General features: G+C 42.1%; 15 protein-coding genes. 4 read left to right on the top strand and 11 right to left on the bottom strand.

Annotated elements, in window-relative coordinates:
* Nucleotides 1–64 precede the first annotated feature (64 nt).
* Nucleotides 65–1339: an IS200/IS605 family element RNA-guided endonuclease TnpB gene (gene tnpB, locus CDG76_RS19430; protein WP_094350594.1), complete on the bottom strand. Its 1275-nt coding sequence runs from the start codon at nt 1337–1339 to the stop codon at nt 65–67.
* Nucleotides 1340–1493: 154 nt separating this feature from the next.
* Here tnpB and CDG76_RS19425 point away from each other — a divergent pair, with 154 nt between their 5' ends.
* On the top strand, nt 1494–3590 hold the full coding sequence (locus tag CDG76_RS19425) for a glycoside hydrolase family 10 protein (protein ID WP_094350593.1): 2097 nt from the start codon (nt 1494–1496) through the stop codon (nt 3588–3590).
* A 295-nt stretch (nt 3591–3885) separates the two neighbouring features.
* Entirely contained in the window at nt 3886–4323 is a 438-nt protein-coding gene (locus CDG76_RS19420) for an NUDIX hydrolase (protein WP_094350592.1), read from the top strand.
* Nucleotides 4324–4433: 110 nt separating this feature from the next.
* Here CDG76_RS19420 and CDG76_RS19415 read toward each other — a convergent pair whose 3' ends face one another.
* Both CDG76_RS19415 and CDG76_RS19410 read right to left on the bottom strand, forming a co-directional pair.
* On the bottom strand, nt 4434–5228 hold the full coding sequence (locus CDG76_RS19415) for a GH25 family lysozyme (RefSeq protein ID WP_094350591.1): 795 nt from the start codon (nt 5226–5228) through the stop codon (nt 4434–4436).
* A 101-nt stretch (nt 5229–5329) separates the two neighbouring features.
* Nucleotides 5330–5971, bottom strand: coding sequence for a DUF4232 domain-containing protein (locus CDG76_RS19410; RefSeq protein ID WP_094350590.1), 642 nt, complete (start codon nt 5969–5971; stop codon nt 5330–5332).
* Between the two features lie 158 nt (nt 5972–6129).
* Here CDG76_RS19410 and CDG76_RS19405 point away from each other — a divergent pair, with 158 nt between their 5' ends.
* On the top strand, nt 6130–6636 hold the full coding sequence (locus tag CDG76_RS19405; protein WP_094350589.1) for a pentapeptide repeat-containing protein: 507 nt from the start codon (nt 6130–6132) through the stop codon (nt 6634–6636).
* A gap of 105 nt (nt 6637–6741) precedes the next feature.
* Here CDG76_RS19405 and pip read toward each other — a convergent pair whose 3' ends face one another.
* The 7 genes from pip to CDG76_RS19370 all read right to left on the bottom strand — a co-directional run bounded on the left by pip (nt 6742) and on the right by CDG76_RS19370 (nt 18022).
* Nucleotides 6742–7680, bottom strand: a complete 939-nt coding sequence (gene pip / locus CDG76_RS19400) for a prolyl aminopeptidase (protein WP_094350588.1) — start codon at nt 7678–7680, stop codon at nt 6742–6744.
* A gap of 160 nt (nt 7681–7840) precedes the next feature.
* Nucleotides 7841–11263 (bottom strand): two-partner secretion domain-containing protein, encoded by a 3423-nt coding sequence (locus CDG76_RS19395; RefSeq protein ID WP_094350587.1) that lies wholly within the window; start codon nt 11261–11263, stop codon nt 7841–7843.
* A gap of 258 nt (nt 11264–11521) precedes the next feature.
* Entirely contained in the window at nt 11522–12253 is a 732-nt protein-coding gene (locus tag CDG76_RS19390) for a DUF928 domain-containing protein (RefSeq protein ID WP_094350586.1), read from the bottom strand.
* Nucleotides 12254–12480: 227 nt separating this feature from the next.
* Complete coding sequence (locus tag CDG76_RS19385) at nt 12481–14376, bottom strand: sensor histidine kinase (RefSeq protein ID WP_094350585.1); 1896 nt, start codon at nt 14374–14376, stop codon at nt 12481–12483.
* Between the two features lie 252 nt (nt 14377–14628).
* Nucleotides 14629–15339 (bottom strand): response regulator transcription factor, encoded by a 711-nt coding sequence (locus CDG76_RS19380; protein WP_094350584.1) that lies wholly within the window; start codon nt 15337–15339, stop codon nt 14629–14631.
* Between the two features lie 533 nt (nt 15340–15872).
* Entirely contained in the window at nt 15873–16823 is a 951-nt protein-coding gene (locus CDG76_RS19375) for an AAA family ATPase (protein WP_094350583.1), read from the bottom strand.
* A 107-nt stretch (nt 16824–16930) separates the two neighbouring features.
* Nucleotides 16931–18022: a DUF4350 domain-containing protein gene (locus CDG76_RS19370; protein ID WP_094350582.1), complete on the bottom strand. Its 1092-nt coding sequence runs from the start codon at nt 18020–18022 to the stop codon at nt 16931–16933.
* 626 nt (nt 18023–18648) lie between these two features.
* Between CDG76_RS19370 and CDG76_RS19365 the strand changes: the two genes are divergently transcribed.
* Nucleotides 18649–23154, top strand: coding sequence for an ELWxxDGT repeat protein (locus CDG76_RS19365; protein ID WP_094350581.1), 4506 nt, complete (start codon nt 18649–18651; stop codon nt 23152–23154).
* A gap of 267 nt (nt 23155–23421) precedes the next feature.
* Here the strand turns inward: CDG76_RS19365 and CDG76_RS19360 are convergent, their stop codons facing one another.
* Complete coding sequence (locus tag CDG76_RS19360) at nt 23422–23733, bottom strand: hypothetical protein (RefSeq protein ID WP_094350580.1); 312 nt, start codon at nt 23731–23733, stop codon at nt 23422–23424.
* Between the last annotated feature and the right edge of the window lie 258 nt (nt 23734–23991).

Below are 23991 nucleotides of genomic sequence, written 5' to 3'. Positions count from 1 at the left end.
GGCTATGCCTACGCCAACAAAATTGCTAAATTAACAAAGGAATTGAACCTCCCATGACTAAAAGTCACGCGATTCCTGCTTCAACGATCCGAGCCTGAATTACTCCAGGTCTTACAAGTTCTCCACAGGCGTTTAGAGCATCCGGCGCACCGACGGCTGCTGTCTTGAAAAGTCTCTTTGCTGCTGGGGATACCCCAGCAGTATTAATACCCCCGCTTTTCGCTGTTAAAATTCTCAACCCCTCACTCAGAATATTTAAACTTGCATTCAGGTCTCTCAAGTTGTAATTACCACAGATAGGACAAGACCATTCACGCAGCTTTAAATCTTTAACTAATGGGTTAATAAAACCACAACATTTACAAGTCTGAGACGAGGGGTAAAAAGTGTCAACTTTCTGCAAAATTCTGTCATGCCAGTTAGCTTTATATTCGAGCATTGTAACGAATTTCGACCAACTAGCGTCTGAAATACTCAAAGCTAATTTGTGGTTCTTTACCATATTAGCAACTCGTAAATCCTCGATACAGATAATGCTGTTTTCTTTGATGAGACGGGTTGAAAGTTTGTGCAAAAAGTCATCTCTAAGATTAGTAATTCTTTGATAGGTACGAGCCAGCTTGATTTTCGCTTTGACCCGATTATTACTACCTTTTACACTACGGGATAGTTCTTTATGTGCCTTGCCTAGCTTCCTTTTTTGAGTTCTATAATATTTAGGATTATCTACCGTTTCATTATTGCTAGTAACGAGATAAGATTTGATTCCGAGGTCTAGCCCAATACTTTGCGTTACTTGGGGATATTTTTCTATCTCTGCTTTGCACAGAATACTAGCAATATATTTACCAGAAGAAGTGCGAGTTACGGTAACGTTTACAACATGACCAGTAATGTCCTGAGACTTATAAAACTTTACCCATCCTAGCTTGGGAAGCTTTAAACGATTCTCTGTTACCTGAATGTTTTTGTTAGTCAGGTTAGTTTTGTAAGACTGTTTGGAGATATGCTTTTTTTTGAATTTCGGAAAGCCTACGCTTTTCTTGCCTTTGACTTTCTTCAAGTCAGCAAAAAAGTTTTTGTACGCTGCCTCTAAATTCTTGAGTGAGTTTTGTAAGGCAAACTTATCTACATCTTTGAGCCATCCAATCTCTTTTTTTAGGAGAGTTAATTTTTGGCTACAAGCGTTGTAGGTTAATGTTTTTTGTTCAGCCTGATAGAACTCTTGTTTTAATGCAAGAAAGTGGTTATATACAAACCTTGCACAACCAATACTCTTATTAATTAAGACTTCTTGGTTGTGGTTAGGAATGAGTGTAACTTTAAACGCTTTTTGCATTTTTATTTTTATATTTTGCTATAATTATTTTACCATAATCTGCAACCATATACTATTCTAAACATGGAAATATGGAGCGCCTAACTCGTGACTTTTAGTGATGAGTGTGCGGCTTGCAGAAATCAAAATCAAGGCCAGCTAGCTGCAATTAACAATGGTATCTATTGCTACTCCCTTCTCGGATATTCAAAACCATTGGGCACGCTCATTTATTACAGCCTTAGCCCAACGCGGTATTGTCAGTGGGTTGCCTAATGGCACTTATCGCCCCGATAATTCACTTACCCGTGCTGAATTTGCCGCTATTATCGCTAACGCATTTGGGACAGTTTCCAAGAAGCGGCAGTATGTTTCCTTTGTTGATGTACCCACGAATTATTGGGCAGCAGCAGCCATCAAAACAGCTTACGAAAAAGCATTTATTAGCGGGTTTCCTGATAAAACTTTCCGTTTTGCTAACCGAATTACTAGAGTAGAAGTCTTAGTTTCCTTGGTAGCAGGCTTAGAAATTGCTACCAAGATAAAACCTGACCTCCTCTCAAAACTCTCACAAATTTATCAGGATTCTGTTCAGATTCCTGAATATGGTAGAAATCACGTAGCTATTGCCACCAGTGCTGGATTGGTGGTTAGTTTTCCAAATATTAAATTACTCAATCCTAATCTCGCAGCCACTCGTGCAGATGTGGCAGTGATTATTTATCAAGCCCTGGTGTATTTAGGTCAGGCAGAAAAAATTGCCTCTAGTTACCTAGTACAGCCGCCAATATTAACGCCGACACCAATTCCAGCACCAACTCCAATTCCAACTCCAACTCCGACACCAATTCCAATACCAACTCCAACGCCAACACCTATAGGTAGTGTTAGGGTAAATCATAGCCGGGAATTCCGGGGGGCATGGGTAGTATCTGTGTGGAATGGTGATTGGCCTTCCAAACCGGGACTTTCTGTTGCTCAACAAAAAGCAGAACTTACCGAGATTATTACTAAATTACAAGCGCTAAACTTCAATGCTCTGATTTTCCAGGTGCGACCAGAGGGAGACGCTTTGTATGAATCTCAATTAGAGCCTTGGAGTGCTTGGATTACAGGAACTCAGGGGAAAGCACCAGAACCATTTTACGATCCTTTAGCGTTTGCGATCGCAGAATGTCACAAGCGCAATATTGAACTCCATGCTTGGTTCAACCCTTACCGTGCTAGCACTTCCACCGACCCAGCTAAAACAGTCCGTCCCCACATCGCAGCTACCAATCCAGAAAGCGTTTATTTGTGGAAAACTCAACGCTGGATGGACCCAGGACTAAAAATAGTTCAGGATAGGGCGTATAACGTAATTCTTGATGTAGTGAAGCGCTACGATGTTGATGGCATTCACTTAGATGATTATTTCTATCCATATCCCATCGAGGGACAACCTTTCCCCGATGATAAAACCTACGCTGCATATAAAGCAGCTGGTGGTACACTCAGCCTTAACGATTGGCGACGAGACAATGTTAACAAAATGGTACAGCGGCTTTGGCAAGGGATTAAAACAACCAAACCCGACGTTAAATTTGGTATTAGTCCTTTTGGCATTTATCGCCCCGGACAACCCGCTGGTATTACTGGATTGGATGCTTACAACGTACTCTATGCCGACTCAAAGAAATGGTTAGAAGAAGGCTGGATTGATTATATCGCTCCTCAACTTTACTGGCGCACAGACCAAGCACAACAAAGTTATTCAGCGTTGCTAAAGTGGTGGACGCAGGTAAACACAAAACAAAGACACGTTTACGCTGGTAATAATCTGACAGAACCAAGCAACAAGAGTCGGGAGAGTGATGAGATTGAAAAGCAGGTGATAGTTAGTCGTAGCCAAGCTGCACAGTTATCACTGGGGAATATCTTCTTTAATCTCAGTGTTTTAACAGAAAATAGTCAGGGCATTGCTGATAAATTCCAAAGTCTGCTGTATAACAAACCTGCGCTACCGCCAACTTTGCCTTGGCAGGATACAACACCACCACCTCCACCCATTGGATTACAAGTCAATAACCGCAAACTGAGTTGGCAGCCTGGAGATAATCAGCCAGTTCGTTCCTGGACACTTTATCGGCTGAGTGGCGATACTTGGACAATTCAGCGAATTTTGTCTGCTGGCACAACCTTCGCTACCGTCCAACAAGCGGGAAGCTATGCCGTGTGTGCAGTGGATAGATTAGCTAACGAGAGTGCGGGAACAGTTATTACAGTTAGTTGAACAACATTGCTGCCCAGACTACCCACAACTTTTATGGATACAGCTGACGAATAGGAGTCTGACTCTTCAAGATAAAACCAGTCTGATAATAATAGCGTAACTGCGGAATTAAAATCATCATCACCCGCTCAAACATTGATGCTGGAAATTTTTTGAATAATTAACTCTTATAAGTAAAAATCTGTTTTTAACCTTTTCATAACTTAAGATTAACCAAAATTTATCCGGTATCAGCTCTAGACTTTCTGAAGTAAGCATTGTACAAAAAAGCTAGTCAGTACAGGATGTAAATTACATGAGTCGAAAAGCCAGCAAAGTGTTGAAACAGTCTGGGGTAATTCCTTACAGAGTGAACAATGGTAAAGTTGAAATATTGCTAATTTCAACCCGTGACTTTCAACACTGGGTGATTCCCAAAGGAGATATTCCTAATGGCATGAGTCCACCTGCTTCAGCAGCAAAAGAGGCGTGGGAAGAAGCAGGGATAATTGGGCAAGTAGATGCAAATGAACTGGGAACTTACAAGTACCGCAAACAAGGCAAAATTTACTGCGTCAAGATGTATTTACTATCAGTCGATATGCTGAGTGAAGATTATCCCGAAGCAAGTAAAAGAAAACGGCAGTGGGTAGAAGTAAATAAAGCTATCAGGCGGGTTAAGTTTAATTCACTCAAACGAATCCTTAAAGGTTTTTTCCAGGTAAAATCTCAATTTTGTTCATTACGATGTTAAGTAGTGGACAAAAAAAATTAACCTATATTATACAATACAAAACTAATAAAAGGTTTGTAGTCAAAGCTCCAAACCTTACTATAAACCTTTGTTTATTCACGCCCACTCACTTAAATCCATAATAAAGCTACCCAAGTTTTTATACCGACAATTCCATCAGCCTGCAATTTCTTAGATGTTTGGAAACTAACAATTGCATTCTTAACTGACTCAGAAAAACGCCCATCGATGGCATCAGTATATAATCCAATATCTTTTAATTGCTGTTGTAATTGTTTTACTCTTAGCCCAGAATCTCCTAGCTGCAATCCATTAAATCTATTCAAATCGGCTCGACCACTAACACCAGTTACACCAGATATATCACCTTCATATTGATGGATTAAGTATTGTCCCTGCCAAGCACCAGGAATAGTTGGGTTCCTAGTTCCGTAGTGGGCAATCCATAACGGATAACTAGCAAAATCAGATGGATTACCAAGTTCTTCTTTCCAGAAATTGGGGTAAGTATAAATAATTGGTTTGATTGGTTTTTTTGTTTGTTGTAAAAGGGCTTTTTCCACCTCTGCTAACCACAACTTCGCTGCATTAATTACAGCTTGGCTATTTACTTTATCAGTTACCTCTACATCTATGACAGGTGGTAAGTCTCCCGGTTCTAATTTGCCCAAAGTTTTTAAGAATTCCTTTGCTTGCTGAACCGGGTCGGATGTATGGGGGTGAAAGAAATGATAAGCACCCCGAATCAGACCAACAGCTTTCATGGTCTGCCAGTGATGAGCAAAAGCAGAATCTTTAATGCTTACTCCTTCTGTGGCTTTAACAAACGCAAAAGTTTTACCAGAGTTTTTTACTGCTGTCCAATCTACTCTGCCGTCTTGATCGGCAACATCAATTCCTTCCATAGAATTTTTTAACCTTTTTGATTAGTACAATCTTGAACTTATCAGAGGCTTTGATTAAATTTATGCTTTTTCTGGGTATTTGAGTAAATTACAGAAATTTACTAGGGTTGAGTGTTAACGGCTCGGACTGGAGTCACTCTAACTTTGCCTGTACAAGGCTTGATTTGTTCTGTGAGGGTAAAGTGCTGGTAAGCATTAGGAGGTGTGATTTGAATTTTACTAGACATTGGGCAGTTTTGATCTGGAGAACTAATGTGGTTGTAAGCTATCTGAAATGAGGCTTGTTTTCCAGGAGCTAGAGTTACTTGTTGATGAGGTTGCTTACTCGAAAAGTAAGTATCCTGGGAGCGAATAACTTTAATCCCCTGCAAAGGTTGATCTTTTGCATCCAGTAGTGCCAATCCCGGATAACCGTAGAGGGTGCAAGGGGATGAGACGTTATTGGTAAAGGCGTAGGTAAGTGCAACATTCCCAACGCCAGCATCTTCGGAGACTCGGCGCACTGACAATTGACTAGTTTCACAGCGCGTCGGATTTCTGGCAGTAGTGGCTTCAGGGGTAGAATGCTCTATAGGTTTTGCAGTCGGTGTAGGTGTTGAGGTCAACACAGCTTCTTTCGTCGGCTGCTCAGTGATTATTGGTAAGGCTTGCGGCTGTTTTGTAACAGAAGAAGAACCGAGACAGCCAGTTGTCATCGCAGTTAGGAGCAACAACATACTGCTTTCCACAATTAGAATTCGCATATCTTCTTTTTTTGTAGTGAACTACTTACACTGATGCTTCATATACATTGTAAGTTTCCAAATTTACAAGAGTTAGTGTTGCTGTTCATGTACCATCTGTTGATAACGTTATCAGTATCCCTGTCATTATATGTATTGGAAGATGCAAGAAGTAAATTATGGAAGATGAAAGAAAGTTTATTAATCGTCGAAAGTTGCTTAAGAAATACGCAGCTGGCGAGAGAGACTTTGCTGGGATTAGAATCAGTTCGTCCGGGCTGGATGGAGAAGATTTACAGGAAATTGACTTGAGCGAAGCCGATTTGATAGGTGTTGATTTGAGTGGCTCCAACCTGAGCCATGCCAACTTGAGTGGAGCCAAAATGCTTTGTGTTAACCTTACTAATGCCAATCTTAGTTATGCCAATCTGCGAGGAGTTGACTTAAGTGGTGCTGATTGCATAGGGACTGACTTCTCCAATGCCAATCTGAATGATGCTATCTTTACTGCTGCTATATTTGATGGGGCTAACCTCTACAGGGCGGCGATTGGTGGTACTGCCAAATTCATAAAAACTGATTTCAGAGGAGCCAAAAATTTCCCTCCTCTCGGAGAAGGTGTTTTGGTGTATCAAACCTTTAGAGAAGATGGAAGTTTCTTCAAAGGGCCTGATTGGATTGAGTGAGGTACAAGAACCCCACCCCCAACCCCCTCCCCGCAAGCGAGGAGGGGGCTATCATGTACTTTATATGATTGGGAAATACTATAGAAATCTAAATATTCAACCGAATTAAATATTATCTGTTGCCTCAATCAAAGCATTGCAAATTCCTGGTTCACTCATCGAATGTCCAGCATCAGGAACCACTATAAATTCCGCTTCTGGCCAAGCCCGATGTAATTCCCAAGCTGATATCATTGGGCAAACTACATCATAGCGTCCCTGAACAATTACAGCCGGAATATGGCGGATGCGATCTACATTTAAGAGTAATTGATCTTCTGTTTCCAAAAATCCCTTATTCATAAAGTAATGGCATTCAATACGTGCGAAAGCTGAAGCAAATTCACTCTCGCCAAACTTTTGCATAAGTTCTGGATCTAAGAACAGTCTACTGGTACTACCTTCCCAAATTGACCAAGCACGCGCTGCTGTTAATTGAATTTCTAAATCTGGATTGGTCAAGCGTTTGTAATATGCTGCGATTAAATCATCACGTTCATCTATGGGAATTGGTTTAAGATATTCTTCCCAAGCATCAGGAAAAATATAGCTAGCACCCTCTTGGTAGAACCAGCGCAACTCTTTTTGTCTCAGCATGAAAATACCGCGCAGAATTAATGCTGTGCATCGAGAGGGATGGGTTTGACTGTAGGCTAATGATAAAGTGCTACCCCAACTACCACCGAAGACCGCCCACTTTTCTATACCTAAATGTTGGCGCAGTTTTTCGATATCACTGACTAAATCCCAAGTGGTGTTGTCTCGTAATTCTGCATGGGGCGTACTTTGACCACAACCGCGCTGGTCAAACATGACTAACCGCCATTTTTCTGGGTGGAAATATTGCCGATAAAAAGCTGGACATCCACCACCAGGGCCCCCATGCAGCAAAACGATGGGTTGACCTTGGGGGTTTCCTGACTCTTCAAAATGGATAGTATGAAGGTCGGAAACTTGTAAACTACCTTCTAAGTAAGGCTCGATCGCTGGGTAAAGTTGTCGCATTTTGCATATTTTATCAGTAATAGTCTGTCAAATTCATTTTGACGGTTAGAAAGACGCGATAAATCGCCGTCTCTACAAGTTGTCATGCGTTATGTCTTGGTGAAACAACTCCGCTTCTATAAAATGTGGCTTTTAACCGCCCTTTCATCTAAAAATTGCTTCACTGACATTCTCGACTGAGTACCAAGCGGCCATCAGCAAGTCGATAAAGCCCTTGTGGTTCAACTATTGCATCGCCTTTTTTCCAAGTCTGCGATGTTGGTTCAACATTACGCACTTCACCAGTCGAATAGCTGGAAATTAATCCATCTCCTGGACTATTACGTAAACCACCGGAACCAGTGATGAAGAATGTACCTTTTTGTTTAGAACTGTGTGCAACGCAACTATTAGCGATGAGTGCATTAGTGTCGATGACATTTGGAAATGCTCCACTGAAGCTGTTTTGAATAGAAGTGGTATCGGGCGCGTTAATATTGGTTATACCTGATATACCTAATTGAGAACTTGCTGTGATATCGCTTTTCTCGGTTAGTTTTGGACGCGACTCAATACCGAAAATACCTTGTGAGTTGATTTGCACTCTTCCACCGGAACCAGTGTATGCATTGGCGCTGATATCGCTGTTTTCTTCGGGGATGGCGACGATGAATTTAGAGTTGATGTTGATGTTACCGCCATTGCCACCAGCTTGGCTTCTACCTGCGGTGGTTGAAATTAAACCGCCACTACGCAAAAATAATAAATCAGCTATATCGAGAGTGATATTACCACCATTACCTGCATTTGTCAAAGAAGCGATCGCACTACCTTTACCAAGAACTTCCAGAAAATTAGCCTTAATTCTGATATTTCCAGCGTCACCCGTACCGAGGCTGCCGGAGACAATTTCAGCATCATCACGTACACTAAGGCGATTGGTAGCAATATCTATATCACCACCTTTACCATTAGCCCCTTCGTCAACTGATGATAGTAAGCCAGTTGCAGAACCAGTCAGGATAATGTTATCAGCTTTTACCGTTAAATTACCCGCGTTTCCATTTCCCTGAGTTCCCGATGATATTTGGGATTCTTCTTGTACATTTAATAGTTGAGTTTTGATGCTGATATTGCCTGCGTTACCCTTAGCTTCACTGTCAACCTGAGTTCTGACACTGCTACTTCCACGTAAATCAATAAGATTAGCATTAATCCCAATATTTCCCGCATTACCTTGACCGAATGTAGAGGCAGAAATTTGTCCGTTATTGCTGAGGTTTAAGCGTCCTGTTATAACGTCAATGCTTCCCCCAGAACCAATTCCTCGCGTTTGTAATTCGGCAAATAAACCTGATGGTGCTGAACCATTTAATCCTTCTCCACCAACCCCACTAATATCAATAGAATCAGTGGCATGAACCACCAAATTACCCCCTTGTCCTTGCCCCAGTAATACTGAGGTTGATATATTTCCACCATTACTCAATCGCAACCTTTCCGTGTCAATAGTTATTGTGCCACCTCGGACATCGGTATTACTTCCAGTAACATTCGAGGATAAGTTACTCATCTCATAAAAACCCCCGAACCGAGACAGAATTTCTTGTGTTAGAGGCTCAGACAAAAATTCTTCCGCATCAGCTTGACTTAGTCTAGCCAACAACTGTTCTTTAGGTACGAAAATAAACCCATCCAATTCTACATCTTTGGCGCGGATAGTAATATTCCCGGCATTACCACTGCTTCTAGTGGATGTGCTCCTTATATTTCCTCCTTGACTGACAGTGACTCGCGGTGTTTCAATCGCTACATTACCTGCATTTCCTGAGCCAGAAGATGTACTACTTGATACATTGCTAGAGAAACCGCTAATCTCTACGTATTCACTAGCTTTAATAAAAATGTTAGCTGCATTTGCACTGCTAGAAGTATCTGTACTGATATAACCCGCATCTTTGAGATTGAGTCGCTGGGTTTCAATGGTAATATCCCCTGCTGTTGCTTGAGTTGTACTTCCAAATGGAGCAATACCTGTAGATATATTACTTTTAGTCACCTCAACGGCATTCCGAGCCTGAATGAAAATAGAACCGACATTTCCACCACCAGATCCAGTTGCTGTTACTCCCTCCCCTAATAAATTATTTTGAAGTCGCAAAGTGCCTGTTTCAATCCGCAGATTACCTGTTGAACCTGAACTTAAGCTTCCGAGTCTTAAAGAGCCTTTATCAGTGATATTGACGGCATCTGTTGATCGCACAGTCAAGTTTCCTGCATTACCTGCACCTCCAGACCCAACAGAGACAAAGCCACCATTGATATTAACCGAGTCCGTAGCATTTAAAGTCAGGTTCCCTCCACTGCCTTGACCAAAACTCAATGCAGAGAGAATACCGCTATTTTCTGCTATTCCATCTCCGGTAATTGTGATTTTCCCGGCATTGATAGTAACATCACCACCCGCACCCGTAGCAGAGGCTCTGCTGTTAGAAAAAATCCGACTGCTGTTAGTGAGAGTTACTGCATCGCTGGCTTGAATTTGAATATCACCACCCTTGGCTGCACCAGAAGTACTACTCTGAATTCCAGAGTTGTTAGTGAGAGTTACTGCATCGCTGGCTTGAATTTGAATATCACCACCCTTGGCTGCACTAGAAGTAGCGCTCAGAATTCCAGAGTTGTTATCCAAACTAAATTGATTAGCATCAACAACAATGGAGCCGCCATTGTTACCGAAAAGATTGGAACTGTTTAGCCCAATTTTTCCACCAAATAGTTCAAGTGAACTATTGCCACTTGCAACGAGGAAGCTATCATTCGTTAACCTGATGGGTGCGCGTCCAAAATTTTCTGGGAACTTAAAACCCAATGACGAGCCATTGAGATTCAGTCCAATGGTTGTATTTCCCCCTACTGCTCCCAGTTTCACTTGTCCATTTTGAGTAAACAAAACACTACCATCCAAGGTGATTTCACCGCCGATCAATGCTAAGGTGCTACCATTGCCAACACTCAAACCATCAACAGCATTTCCCTGAGAATTCCGAATCACTGCTTGGCTAGTAATGCCTCCTGGTTGCGAACCAAACTGCAAGCCAATTGGTACATTGATAGCCAACAAGGGCGGCGCTTGGGGATTTGTGGCGCTAAACTCTACGCCATTGGCAAAGACTAAACTATTTGCTGTCGTCCCCAAAAAAGAACCCTGGATATTTAACTGGGCATTTTTCCCAAATACAATCCCATTGGGATTTAGCAAAAACAAATTTGCATTACCTGATACCCCCAAATTCCCGAAAATATTCGATGAGTTTCCGCCAGTAACGCGAGAAAAGATATTTGTTATTCCTTGCGGATTGGCGAAATAAACACCTCTACCTTCGCCAACGTTAAAATCTTGAAAACTGTGAAATAGGTTAGTGCCACGAGATGCACCGCCCTGAATTCGGTCATTATTTTGATTAATAGGAATGACTTGCGATCGCTCCTTTCCCAGGCTATTATCGGGAGTTAACTGAGCAAAAGCAGGATGAATAGAAACTGCAATACCTGCCACGCATCCCAGCCATCCTGTGACAGCAAATAACAAAATTTTTACCATTTCTATTCTGCTACTATTTCTATAACGGTTTTAGTTGTTTAATACAGACCTCACCCTAACCCTCTCCTAAGAGGAGCTACGGTGTACACACAAGTCTGAAATAGCTGATTAACCAAGGTTTTACCCCACCCTAACCCTCCCCTTTCTAAGGGGAGGGAACTAGATTTCTTGTTTCCCCCCAATATATCGGGGGGATTAAGGGGGGTAAATTCAGTGTTTGGAGTGAGGCCAGAGTGTGTTGCATCAAAATGAAAACTGCTATATTCTTTCGCTGGCAATTTTCTGGAGATATTCAATTCGTTGCTGAATCTTTTTTTGATCTACGCGATCGCCGATAAGCATTTCGGACTGTGCTAGTTCTTTAACTAAAGTTGCTCCAGTTTCCCCCAGTTTCCCATTAGCAGTTGCTTTTAATGCTTCTTCCAGTGCTTCATACCACAGCTCATTTTCAGCATAATAATTTATGCTTTCTGGAATGCTCGTAAATCGATTTTTAGCAAGTGATTGAGGATTGATAACGGTAAATTCTGCACGTCTAATAATCGTGTCGTTTTTGCAGTCAATTGCAATTTGCCATAAATATGTTTTACCAACTGTGAGTTCGGGGTAATCAATGGGAAGTTTTAGTTTGTTAATCCCGACTGTTGTGGGTATTTCTTTAACTTGCCCAATTTTTTTAACGGTGTTAGCTGAATCAAATTCATACAGTTGGAATCGCGCATTTTGGGAACTTGACATATACCAAGCTAACATTGGACGCGTGGAAGTGGTTTTACCGATAAATGTCTGAGGTGCAAGCTGTGTCAGTGGTATGCCGCTAGCTGAACATCCACGCGAACCACCCCCACGGGTATTGTCGCTGGCTGGTTTGCGATCGCGTGGTTTAAACTGAGCAAATGCTGGGACTGCGGTCATAAGAAAAACTACTCCTACAACCAAGCTTGTAAGTCTGCGCTGATTTTGCCAAAATCCAAAATGTTGATGACTCATGGTAAATGCTGTTGATTGTATGTTTATCTAAAACTTTTTAAGAATTTAGAATTTTGGCGACTAAATATCATGTCCGTATAATTAGTTATGATTTCCACAGTCATTGCATCCCACCCCCAGCCCCTCCCCGCTTGCGGGGAGGGGAGACAAAGCATAGCTTTGGCGGGGTGGGGTTCTTCAGGTTTAATAAGTAATCTAGCGGACATGATATAACGCCTCATTCTTTCTTAAAATTCCTTCGTAGGTGTCCAACTAAGTTCGCATATAGTTCCACGTGGAGAAAGGGATTCACGGCGAAACTCTCCTCCTAATTCTTTAGCAAGCATTTTAAAATGTTTTGTGCCTTTATTTTCTAGTTTTGATTTAATGCCCAAACCGTTATCTCTCACAGCTAAATTGTATTTATTTGCACTATAAACACCCGATGCTTGAACTCGCTTGACTCCTTGAGCGTGTTTACCAACATTACATAGAGCTTCTTCCAAAAACAGACATATTCCGCGTTTGTGTTCTATAGTTAAATATTTATCATCAATCGGTTCAAAATTGCGAATTTTTACTTTTAATGTTTGAAAATGTTCAAAATCTTTACGTTCTAATGTACTTGAATAAACTTCATATAATAAATCGTGCAAAGGTCGTTTCAATTCAAGTATTAATCCGCTACCTAAACGCAAACTCTCTTCTGCGGTTAATGCTTCGAGTTTGAGAAATTCACCAAGTTCTCGAATCTCGTGATCGAGTTTTTCAAATTGCCCAACCAGTTGTTCGTAGGGGATATCTTTAGCACGCAGATGCTTTAATCCATAAGCGAGAGTTTGCAAAGGGCCATTATGAATTACGGTAAATGTGTGTTGAATTGTGTTTTGACGTTCGTTAATTTGCGATCGCAAGAATTTATCATGCTGGTAAAACGCAAAAGCACTTAAGCCAAGCCCATTTACAGCTAAGATCAGCAAACCAGGTGCTACCGGAATCCATATACCCCACACCCACAACATCATATACCCGCAGCTAAACAGAGCAAATCCGGCGACGCCAACACTAAGTATATTTTTCCAAACAGATTGAGTAAGCCGTCCGATAATTATCGGCAGAAAACCCCAAACAAAGATCCATGCATACTCTTCTATATCTCGCCAACTATGCAACATTGGGCGACTGTCGATTACACTACTAAGAATTTGACCGATTGCATGAGCGTGATATTCAATGCCATAAATTTGACCGTTTAATTCTAAGTTTGCCAATGCAGATGTATAAAAAATATCGCCAGTACTCGTGTTGCGGTTGCCAACTAATACAATGCGATCGCGCAATAATTCTGCATCTACTTTTCCATTTAAAATGTCGCGTAGCGAGACAACATGAAAAGGCTTGGAAGTATTGCGGAAATTCATTAAAATTGACAATCCGCCATCATCAACATTAACGTATCCGCCAAAATTATGAGTGATTCGGGGTAATTCAATCCCCCGAAATCTCATTGTATTCAAGTCATTTTTTCCTGTTTCCAATTCAATTTCTTTCGCTTGAAAGTATTTAACAACTAACCGCAGCGCTAAAGAATATTTATCTTCGTTGATATTGTTAGGATTATTAGGGTTTGTTGTAAATAACAAATAGCGCCGATTTTTGCTATCCCGATCGTTAGGTAAATCGACAAATCCAACTCGTTCGGGTGGCAAATTCTGGGGCGGAGAAGTTTGTTCGGGTGGTAATATTTTTTGAATCCCGATAATATTAGGATTCTGCTGCAACACCTGCGCAAGTTCTTTACCACCAGGTTCAACAGGAACATTTTTGAAGATATCCAGCCCAATAGCTAACGGTTTATAAGTTTCCAGCTTGGTGAGTAACTCTGCAATCTTCTCATCTGGAATGGGATATTGCTTAACCCATTCAATATCCTTTTCATCAATACCTACAATTACTACACGTTCATCAAGTTTTTCTACTGGGCGCAGATATAACATCTTATCGAAAAGCATCCATTCCCAAGATTGCATTCCTCCAGTTATACGTATCAATATCACCATAAACAGTACCATGATTCCAGGAGGTGCAGCCTGTAACCACAACCCAAATTCTTGGCGAATGCGATTCCAGATTCTCCTGCTCATATCATGTCTAGATAATTAGTTATAATTCCCACAGTCATTGCACCCCCACACTCATACCAATTAAAAATTAAAAATTAAAAATTAATAAAGCCAGACAGAACAAAGGTTTGGGAGTATGTATCTGTCGCATTCTTTTTTCAAATTGGTGTCAGATGGTTCACTTGATAAGACAAAGCGTAGTTTTGATTCTTTGGGGTTTTTCGAGTTTAATAAGTAATCAACGAACATAATCTCATCTCGCTTTTTCCCGGATTAATCGATTAAACCTTCATCACGGGAACGAATTTCAGTTTGAATTCGCATATTCTTACCACTTTGCTTGCAGTCTTCAGGATATACTCCCAACACATCCTGAATCTTCGTCCAGTAAGTACGTACTGCTCTTTCTGATTTATACATTCGATCGGCGATCGCTTTATCTGTCAAACTCTCTTCAAAAGCCAACCGCAACACTTCCAACCATTCTGGTTTGAGTTCGATTCCCGTTTTGATGTCTTTGGTGTGAGTTGCACCATGAAGGGACAAATTAACCCGCATTAGCATTTCATCTTCGGGTAATCCTTTATCTGCGATCGCAAATCCAGCTTGATGATTATCAATCTCGTGTTTGATCCGAATTAACGCCTTCACATAACTAGTTTGTACCATGAAATTCTGATGGGGATATTCTTGGAGCAAAGTTTGCAACAGCTTAATTCCGGTATCAATTTCTGCTGTTTCCCCTTGGCGATCGGGAATTGATAAATCCATCACAATCAGGTCAAAGTGATGATATTCAAGTTGAAAAAGAGTCTCTTTTGCCGTCTGAGCCTTAATGATAGCAGCTTCGGGATACTGTCTACTTAAGACATCGAGCGTACCAGTTAAAATTAATTGGTGGTCATCTACAACAAGAATACCCAGCTTTTTTTCCACTGGTAAATATCCAAAAACTTGATGTTCTTTTAAATTTACTACTACCATATTTTCATCCAAATTCAAAGTTTATTTAAGCTTTATGAAAATTTTCTTTGTCTTTGGCGTTTAACTTGGGAGTCATATCTTGCATCTTTTAGCCCTAACTCATTGAAGTATGCGCTTATTTTAATTGGAGATGAATTTTCAAGCTATGCAGAAAAGTGCAAATCTAGAGGTGCGATCTGATTTTGAATTCGGAATCATTAATAGGACTTACGCACGGGTAACGGAAAACGAACCACAGAGGGCGCAGAGTTCACGGAGGAATGAGAGTTTGAGAGGGTTTTTGCGTAAGTCCTAATTAATAATTAGCCCTCACCCTAAATCCCTCTCCCAAACTTGGGAGAGGGACTTTGAAATATCTCGTTCCCATGCTCTGCATGGGAATGCCTGATTTAGAGGCTCTGCCTCCATTCAGACATTGAGTCAGAGACTCAGTGAATGCATTCCCAGTCAGAGACTGGGAACGAGGAAATTTTGGGAGAAGGGGTTGGGGGATGAGGGCTAATTTTAGGATTTACGTCAGAGGTTTAATTTTTTCACCTCGGAACTGGTACTTGATTAATTACCGACGCAATTACTGCATCCATTTGTAAACCATCCAGCATCGCTTCTGGTTTCAAGATGAGACGATGACGTAGCAACGGAGATGCAACTGCTTTTACATCATCTGGTGTGACAAAATCTCTTCCCGCTAACCATGCTAATGCTTGAGATGTCTGCAACCAAGCACCGGTAGCGCGGGGTGATGCACCCAAAGTCAAATCGGGATATTGACGCGATATTGTCACCAACGCCAACAAATAATCAACGATCGCTTCTGATACTTTAACTTCTTTGACTGCTTGTCGTGCTTGTAAAATTTCGGCTACTGTTGCGATTGGTTTCAAACGGCTAATATCTAAACGTCGTGCTGCAAAACCCGCCTGACGATTGAGTAACATTTGCTTTTCAGCAGCTTTATCGGGGTAATCTACCACCAGCTTAAATAAAAATCTATCTAACTGTGCCTCTGGTAAAGGATAAGTACCCTCAAATTCCAGGGGATTTTGTGTCGCAATTACCCAAAATAAATCTGGTAAAGGCAAACTTTCACCATCCAGTGTTACCTGCATCTCCTCCATCGCTTCTAGCAGCGCTGCTTGTGTCTTGGGCGGAGTACGGTTGATTTCGTCTGCTAGCAATACCTCAGTAAATATTGGCCCTTTTTTCAAAGTGAAATTGCGGCTATTCAAGTCAAAAATATTAGTACCAGTAATATCTGAAGGTAAAACATCTGGTGTTAATTGAATCCGGCGAAACTCCCCTTGAATTAACTGCGCTAGCACCTTTACTAAAAGGGTTTTCCCAGTTCCCGGTACTCCTTCTAAAATTACGTGCCCACCCGCTAGCAGTGCTACTAAAATTTGCTGTATTAAGCTAGATTGTCCGACAATTACTTGATTAAGACCTTGACCAAGACGAATTAAGATAGGATGGGTTTCGCTCATATTTTTGTTTATAAATCATTTACTCAGAAGTACTTAGGCACAGAGATTTTATGCAAAATTTCAAAAAAATAATTACAAATTACGTTAGCGTAGCGGGGCGTAGCCCATTACGAATTACGAATTTCCCTAATGCTTCGCCATTTCCCCAACCAGCTTAACAGGTCACGTTCACTGATGGGTTGTTTGCGAGATTGTAGCTTTAAAACTGCATCTAATTCTGCTGCACTTGCACCTGTTTTTTCCATCCAAAAATCAATCAAGGCTTGACGTTCTAAAAGTACTTGCCCTAATCCCAAGGCTTTTTGGAGTTGTAGTTGTTCTTGTTTACCTACCATTTCAACAACAAAGTCGGTGGTATCAGCTTTCTGCAACACCCCGGCTAAAGCTTGGATGTATGCTTCGCTATTATCTACAACTGGTGTATCTAAAGCTACTGGCTTACCAAAGCGGCGATTCTGCGCCCAAACTAGCACTAATAGCAGGATACCTACCTGTATCAAGATTGGAAGTAAAGGAGTTTTGGCAAAAAAGCTAGATAAATCTCCTTCGTTTTCTTTCTTCCTGACATCGGCATCTTTATAGCCGTGGATGTATTCATCGACAAAGACTGTGTTACTTTTTTCAGTAACCAAACTAGCTAAATACTTGAAATTACTTAAATAATCTTGGTAGGCGTTGGCAGCTAAATAAGGAGTGGTAGAAAAAATCACCTTTCCTTTTTTGTAATTTTCTTTCCAGACAACAGCACCAAAGCGATCGCCTAAATTAACTTGTTTGGAGTTAGCTTTTTTATATCGTCTACGTGTATCAATTTTAATATCACCTTCAGGAGATTTTTGCATAGTGCTAAACTCCGCTTCTGTAACCCGCGCCTTCGCACCCAAAATTACCAAAGTATTCCCTTTTTCTACCCATTCCTGCTCTTGACTATCCAGTGTGTCCCTGGGATAGCCGCCTACCTGTAGGAAGGTAACTGGGCTGTTCTCTGGCTGAATATCACTAAAAGGCTTTTGCCAGCGTTTAATAGAAATTCCCTGTTGTTGCATAAAAGCATACCAAGCACCATAGCCATCAGAGTTCCGGTTGTAGGTAGAGCCAGTGTTAATTTTAGTATTATTGGGAGCCGCGAACAAACTAAGTAAAACGATCGCAGCGAGTGCGATCGCTCCCATCCAAGCAAGGCGATTTGAACGTTTCATTTTCGACTTTCACAATCATTACTTCGTTTCAGGATCACAAGTGTTAATACTTACTTATTTCCCAGGCAAAGTCAAAAATTTAATTAAATTTATCAATACCTTTACCAATTTACGAGGATCGGCTAAGTTCAGGCGGGACAACTACCAAGATTTTTCTTTCATCCCCTCCATATCCGTTCCGTGTTGATATTGGTCGATGTGCAGTGCTTGTACCGATTAAATCAAATGGGGTTTCTAAATCAAGTATCAATGCAGACACATTGCCAAGAGCAAAGGAAATTATCATTCTCGGTGACAGAAAAATTAAATCGGTTATCGTTTCCATGCTGAATATGGAAACGATAAGGAAAATAAGAAACCTACCTAACCCCTCTTTGCACGGCGATTGTTCATATCCGTGTCGATATTGGTTGATATGAAGTGCTTATATTGACTAAACCAAATGGGCTTTATCTAAACAAAGTATCAAATTAGACATATTTGCCGAGGCTGTTTAATTTAAAAAAAGTGAAGCTGGGGAACTTAGCGATCGCATTTTTACATAGCAAGAAAAATAGCGATCGCACTTGGGGCGTCTACCAACGCCTGATTTCGCTTGTGATTCTTATCTATTAGGAAAAACGGTTATGCCAGCAGAAGAAACATCGATTAACCTCATAAAAGATATCAATCCTGGTGGAGCTTCCTCTTCACCGCAAAATCTGACGAATGTCAACGGCACGCTGTACTTCAGAGCCAACGACGGCAGTGGCGGTTTTGAACTGTGGAAGAGTGATGGCACCGAGGCTGGTACCGTCCGCGTCAAGGATATCTTCTCTGGCACGGTTAGCTCTACCCCGCAATATCTGACCAATTTCAACGGCACCCTGTACTTCAATGCCAACGACGGCAGTAATGGCACTGAACTGTGGAAGAGTGATGGCACCGAGGCTGGTACCGTCCGCGTCAAGGATATCTTCTCTGGCACGGGTAGCTCTTTCCCGCAATATCTAACGAATGTCAACGGCACACTGTACTTCATTGCCTACGACAGTAGTAATGGCACTGAATTGTGGAAGAGTGATGGCACCGAAGCTGGTACCGTCCGCGTCAAGGATATCTTCTCTGGCACAAGTGGCTCTAACCCGCACTATCTGACGAATGTCAACGGCACCCTGTACTTCAGTGCCAACGACGGCAGTGGCGGTTTTGAACTGTGGAAGAGTGATGGCACCGAGGCTGGTACCGTCCGCGTCAAGGATATCTTCTCTGGCACGGGTAGCTCTAGCCCGCTATTTCTGACCAATTTCAACGGCACCCTGTACTTCAATGCCAACGACGGCAGTAGTGGCAATGAACTGTGGAAGAGTGATGGCACCGAGGCTGGTACCGTCCGCGTCAAGGATATCTTCTCTGGCACGGGTAGCTCTGACCCGCAATATCTGACCAATTTCAACGGCACCCTGTACTTCAGTGCCAACGACGGCAGTGGCGGTTTTGAACTGTGGAAGAGTGATGGCACTGAGGCTGGTACCGTCCGCGTCAAGGATATCTTCTCTGGCATAAGTAGCTCTAACCCGCAAAATCTGACCAATGTCAACGGCACGCTGTACTTCAATGCCAACGACAGCAGTGGTGGTTTGGAACTGTGGAAGAGTGATGGCACCGAGGCTGGTACCGTCCGCGTCAAGGATATCTTCTCTGGCACGGGTAGCTCTAACCCGCAAAATCTGACTAATGTCAACGGCACCCTGTATTTCAGTGCCAACGACAGCAGTGGTGGTTTGGAACTGTGGAAGAGTGATGGCACCGAGGCTGGTACCGTCCGCGTCAAGGATATCTTCTCTGGCGCGGGTAGCTCTAATCCCAATAACCTAATTTACACCAATGGCAAACTCTACTTTGTTGCTGACAATGGTAATACTGGGCGCGAACTTTTTCAGCTTGACCTCAACAGTACCCCCACTGACATGAGTCTCAGTGCCAGTAGTGTTAACGAAAATGTTCCTGCCAACACAGCAATTGGCAACTTTAGCACTGTTGACCTTGATTCAGACAACACCCACACCTACACCCTAGTTTCGGGTACTGGCAGCACCGATAACAGCGTCTTCACAATTGTGGGTAACGAGTTACGGATTAATAGCTCCCCCGACTACGAAACCAAGAATAGCTACAACATCCGTCTACGCACCACAGATCAGGGTGGCTTATTCTACGAAAAAGAAATTGCGATCGCAGTCAACAATACCAATGATGCCCCTACAGTTGCCCTTCGTACAACTGTAGGCTTTAGCGGTCACTTCACCAACGTTTATGGAAATACGAACTTACTTGATGGCTCGATCGCAGTTGGAACAGCACTGACAGGCAGCTACACATTCAACCCCTCGACCCTCGATTCAGATAATGCCTCTGATGTTGGAGATTACTGGCATTATGCAACAGGGTATGGAATTGTTGCCCAGGCAGGAAATTATACGTTTCAGACTGCCCCATCACAGGTCAACTTCGTGTTAGAGGTTGTGAATCGTGATATGGATAATTATTTGCTGCGGAGCTACACAAACTCACCCATTGGCACTATTCCCATTACACACATTTCTTGGCAGTTGGATGATTCGACAGGAACTGCACTGAATTCTGACTCTCTGCCTCAGATGCCACCTGATCTCTCAAAATGGTCATCTCCATTTGGTTTTGATATTGAGGGTGGGGAATACTTTGATCAGTTTCTCTTGAGAGCAGTGATTGAATCGATTGATTCAGTAACAGAGGGCGGAATTGCCAGTCAAAATGCAGTTGAAGATTCCCCCTTCACATTCACTGTTCCCTCTGACACCTTCAGCGATCCAGATGGCGATCCGCTCACTTACACCGCCACTCTAGCCGATGGTTCTGCGCTTCCTGCTTGGTTGACCTTCAACGGCAACACCTTCAGTGGAACTCCCACAAATAACAACGTTGGTAGCCTCAACATTAAAGTTACCGCCAGTGATGGAACGGCAACTGTAAGCGATGTTTTTGCATTGACAGTGGCTAATACCAACGATGCCCCAACAGTGGCGAATACCATTGCTGACCAAACTGCTACAGAAAACACCGCCTTCAGTTTCGCTCTACCAGCAAACACCTTCAGCGATGTCGATGCGGGAGATAACCTCGTTTACACCGCCACTTTGGAAAATGGTAATCCACTTCCTGTTTGGTTAACCTTCAACGGCACTACCTTTAGTGGTACTCCTACAAATAACAACGTTGGTAGCCTCAACATCAAAGTTACTGCTAGTGATGGAACTGCAACTGTCAGCGATATTTTTGCATTGACAGTGGCTAATACCATTAATCAAATCCCTAATGTGATTAATGGCACAACAGTAGCAGACAACCTGACTGGTACTGTAAAAAAGGATATTATCTCAGGATTTCTGGGCAATGACACCCTGCAAGGATTAGGTGATAACGACACCCTTGATGGCGGCGATGGAAATGATTTCTTAGATGGTGGTGGAGGAGATGACAGTCTCATTGGGGGCAAAGGCAATGACACTTATACTGTGGACAGCATTGGCGACACGATTATTGAATCTGCCAGTGCAGGCACAGATTTAGTCAAGTCTTCGGTTAATTGGGTGTTAGCAGCTAATCTAGAAAACTTGACCCTGATTGGAACCGAGGCAATCAATGGTACTGGTAACAGTCTTAATAACATCTTAATTGGGAATACTGCTGCTAACACTTTGAGTGGAGAAAATGGCAATGATAGCCTAATTGGTGATTCCGGCAATGATACCTTGTTGGGAGGTTCCGGCAATGACACCTTAGATGGAGGTTTGGGAGGTGATAGTCTCAATGGTGGAATCGGCAATGACACTTACATCGTAGACAACCTCAGCGATACGATTACTGAAGGCTTAAATGCAGGCACAGATTTAGTTAAGTCTTCGGTAAGTTGGATGTTGGCAGCTAATCTGGAAAACTTGACCCTGACTGAAAGCTCGGCAATCAATGGTACTGGTAACAGCCTTAATAACATCCTCATAGGAAATACTGGTGCTAACATCTTGAGCGGGGAAGATGGCAATGATAGCCTAATTGGTGGTGCAGGTAATGATACCTTGTTCGGTGGTGCAGGCGATGACACCTTGGATGGAGGTGTAGGAATTGATAGTTTCGATGGTGGAGTCGGCAATGACATTTACATCGTAGATAACCTCAGCGATTCTGTTACTGAAGGCTTAAATGCAGGTACAGATTTAGTTAAGTCTTCGGTAAGTTGGATGTTGGCAGCTAATCTGGAAAACTTGACTCTGACTGGAAGTTTGGCAATCAATGGTACTGGCAACAGTCTCAATAACATCATCACGGGAAATACTGGCGCTAACGTCTTGAATGGAGCTGATGGTACTGATAATCTGATTGGCGGTTCCGGCAATGATACCTTGTTTGGTGGTGCAGGCGATGACACTTTGGATGGAGGTGCGGGAATTGATAGTTTCGACGGTGGAGTCGGCAATGACACTTACACCGTAGACAACCTCAGCGATATGATTACTGAAGGTTTAGATGCAGGTACAGATTTAGTTAAGTCTTCGGTGAGTTGGGTGTTGGGAAATAACCTAGAAAACTTGACTCTGGCTGGAACTGGGGCAATCAATGGTACTGGTAACAGCCTTAATAACATCCTCACGGGAAATACTGGCGCTAACATCTTGAATGGAGTTGATGGCAACGATAGCCTTTTTGGTAGTTCCGGCAATGACACCTTGTTCGGTGGTTTCGGTGACGATTTACTAGCTGGTGGAATTGGTCGAGATGTGCTGACTGGTGGAACTGGGCGAGATAGCTTCAATCTGGCTGATACCCGTACTGGAGGCTATGATAGCATCGCTGATTTTACTGTTGGAGATGATACTATCTTCGTTTCTAAGGTAGAATTTGGACTGAGCCAATCTCAGAATACTACACTTGATTCTGGCTTATTCCGACTTGGGACTAGTGCGGCAACAGCAAGCGATCGCTTTATCTACAATCAAGCTACTGGGAACCTATTCTTTGATAAAGATGGGGTTGGTAGTGCTGCACAAGTTCAGATTGCCCAGTTCTCAAATCAGGCGCTGCTTACTAGTGCAAATATTACTGTGATTGCTTAATGAAAGCTAACTAAGTCAAACCCTCGCGATCGCTGACACATTGCTGAGGGCAAAGGAAATTATCATTCTCGGTGACAGAAAGGTTAAATCGGTTATCGTTTCCATGTTCAGCATGGAAACGATAACGAGAATAAAAAACCTACCTAACCCTCTTTGCACACAGGTTTAACGGGGATATTATGGCTATTTAACCGCAGATATTGGATCGCTATAATCACTAGTGTTAATACTTACTTATTTCTTAGGCAAAGTCAAAATCTACTTGCTTTAGTCTCTCAAAGCGATCGCATTCAGGTCTTCCGAGACAGCTTCTTCTAAACTAAGTTTCAGAACTGTTTCAAAAAGTAATGAGTTAGCATTATCCTGTAGTTCATCCGATAAACTTTGACTATAAATTAGCAGCGTTATATCTTGTATAGCTGGATGTGTGAAAAGAGTTCTGAGAACATTTGTCAAATCTTCTGCGTTAGCGAAGCTCGCCGTTGGCGCAGCCTCTCGTAGAGAAGGCATCGCAGTTTGTAAATTAGACCAGTCAGGAAAAATAATCAAATTAATATTTCTTAATTCATTAATTAACATGGCGTTGCAATTATTAATGATATGATTACCTATTAAACTCGAAAAATCCTAAAAAGCCTTCAGTTTCCCCAGCGACTCAAAAAACTTTTGCACTGACTTTTTGGTGTGGCAGAACATACTTAAATAATGTAAATGACTATGGAGTTCATGTGTACTATCGCTAATCGATAGAACCTAAATAATTGCTGTAATCCTGTATAGGCATGAGTTACAAGTGCGATTCTTGGAAATAGTGGAAATCCTGCATCTGGCTGCATT

The organism is Nostoc sp. 'Peltigera membranacea cyanobiont' 210A (assembly GCF_002246015.1).
Classification (GTDB): Bacteria; Cyanobacteriota; Cyanobacteriia; order Cyanobacteriales; family Nostocaceae; genus Nostoc.
This window is presented reverse-complemented; position numbering and strand designations above follow the sequence as displayed.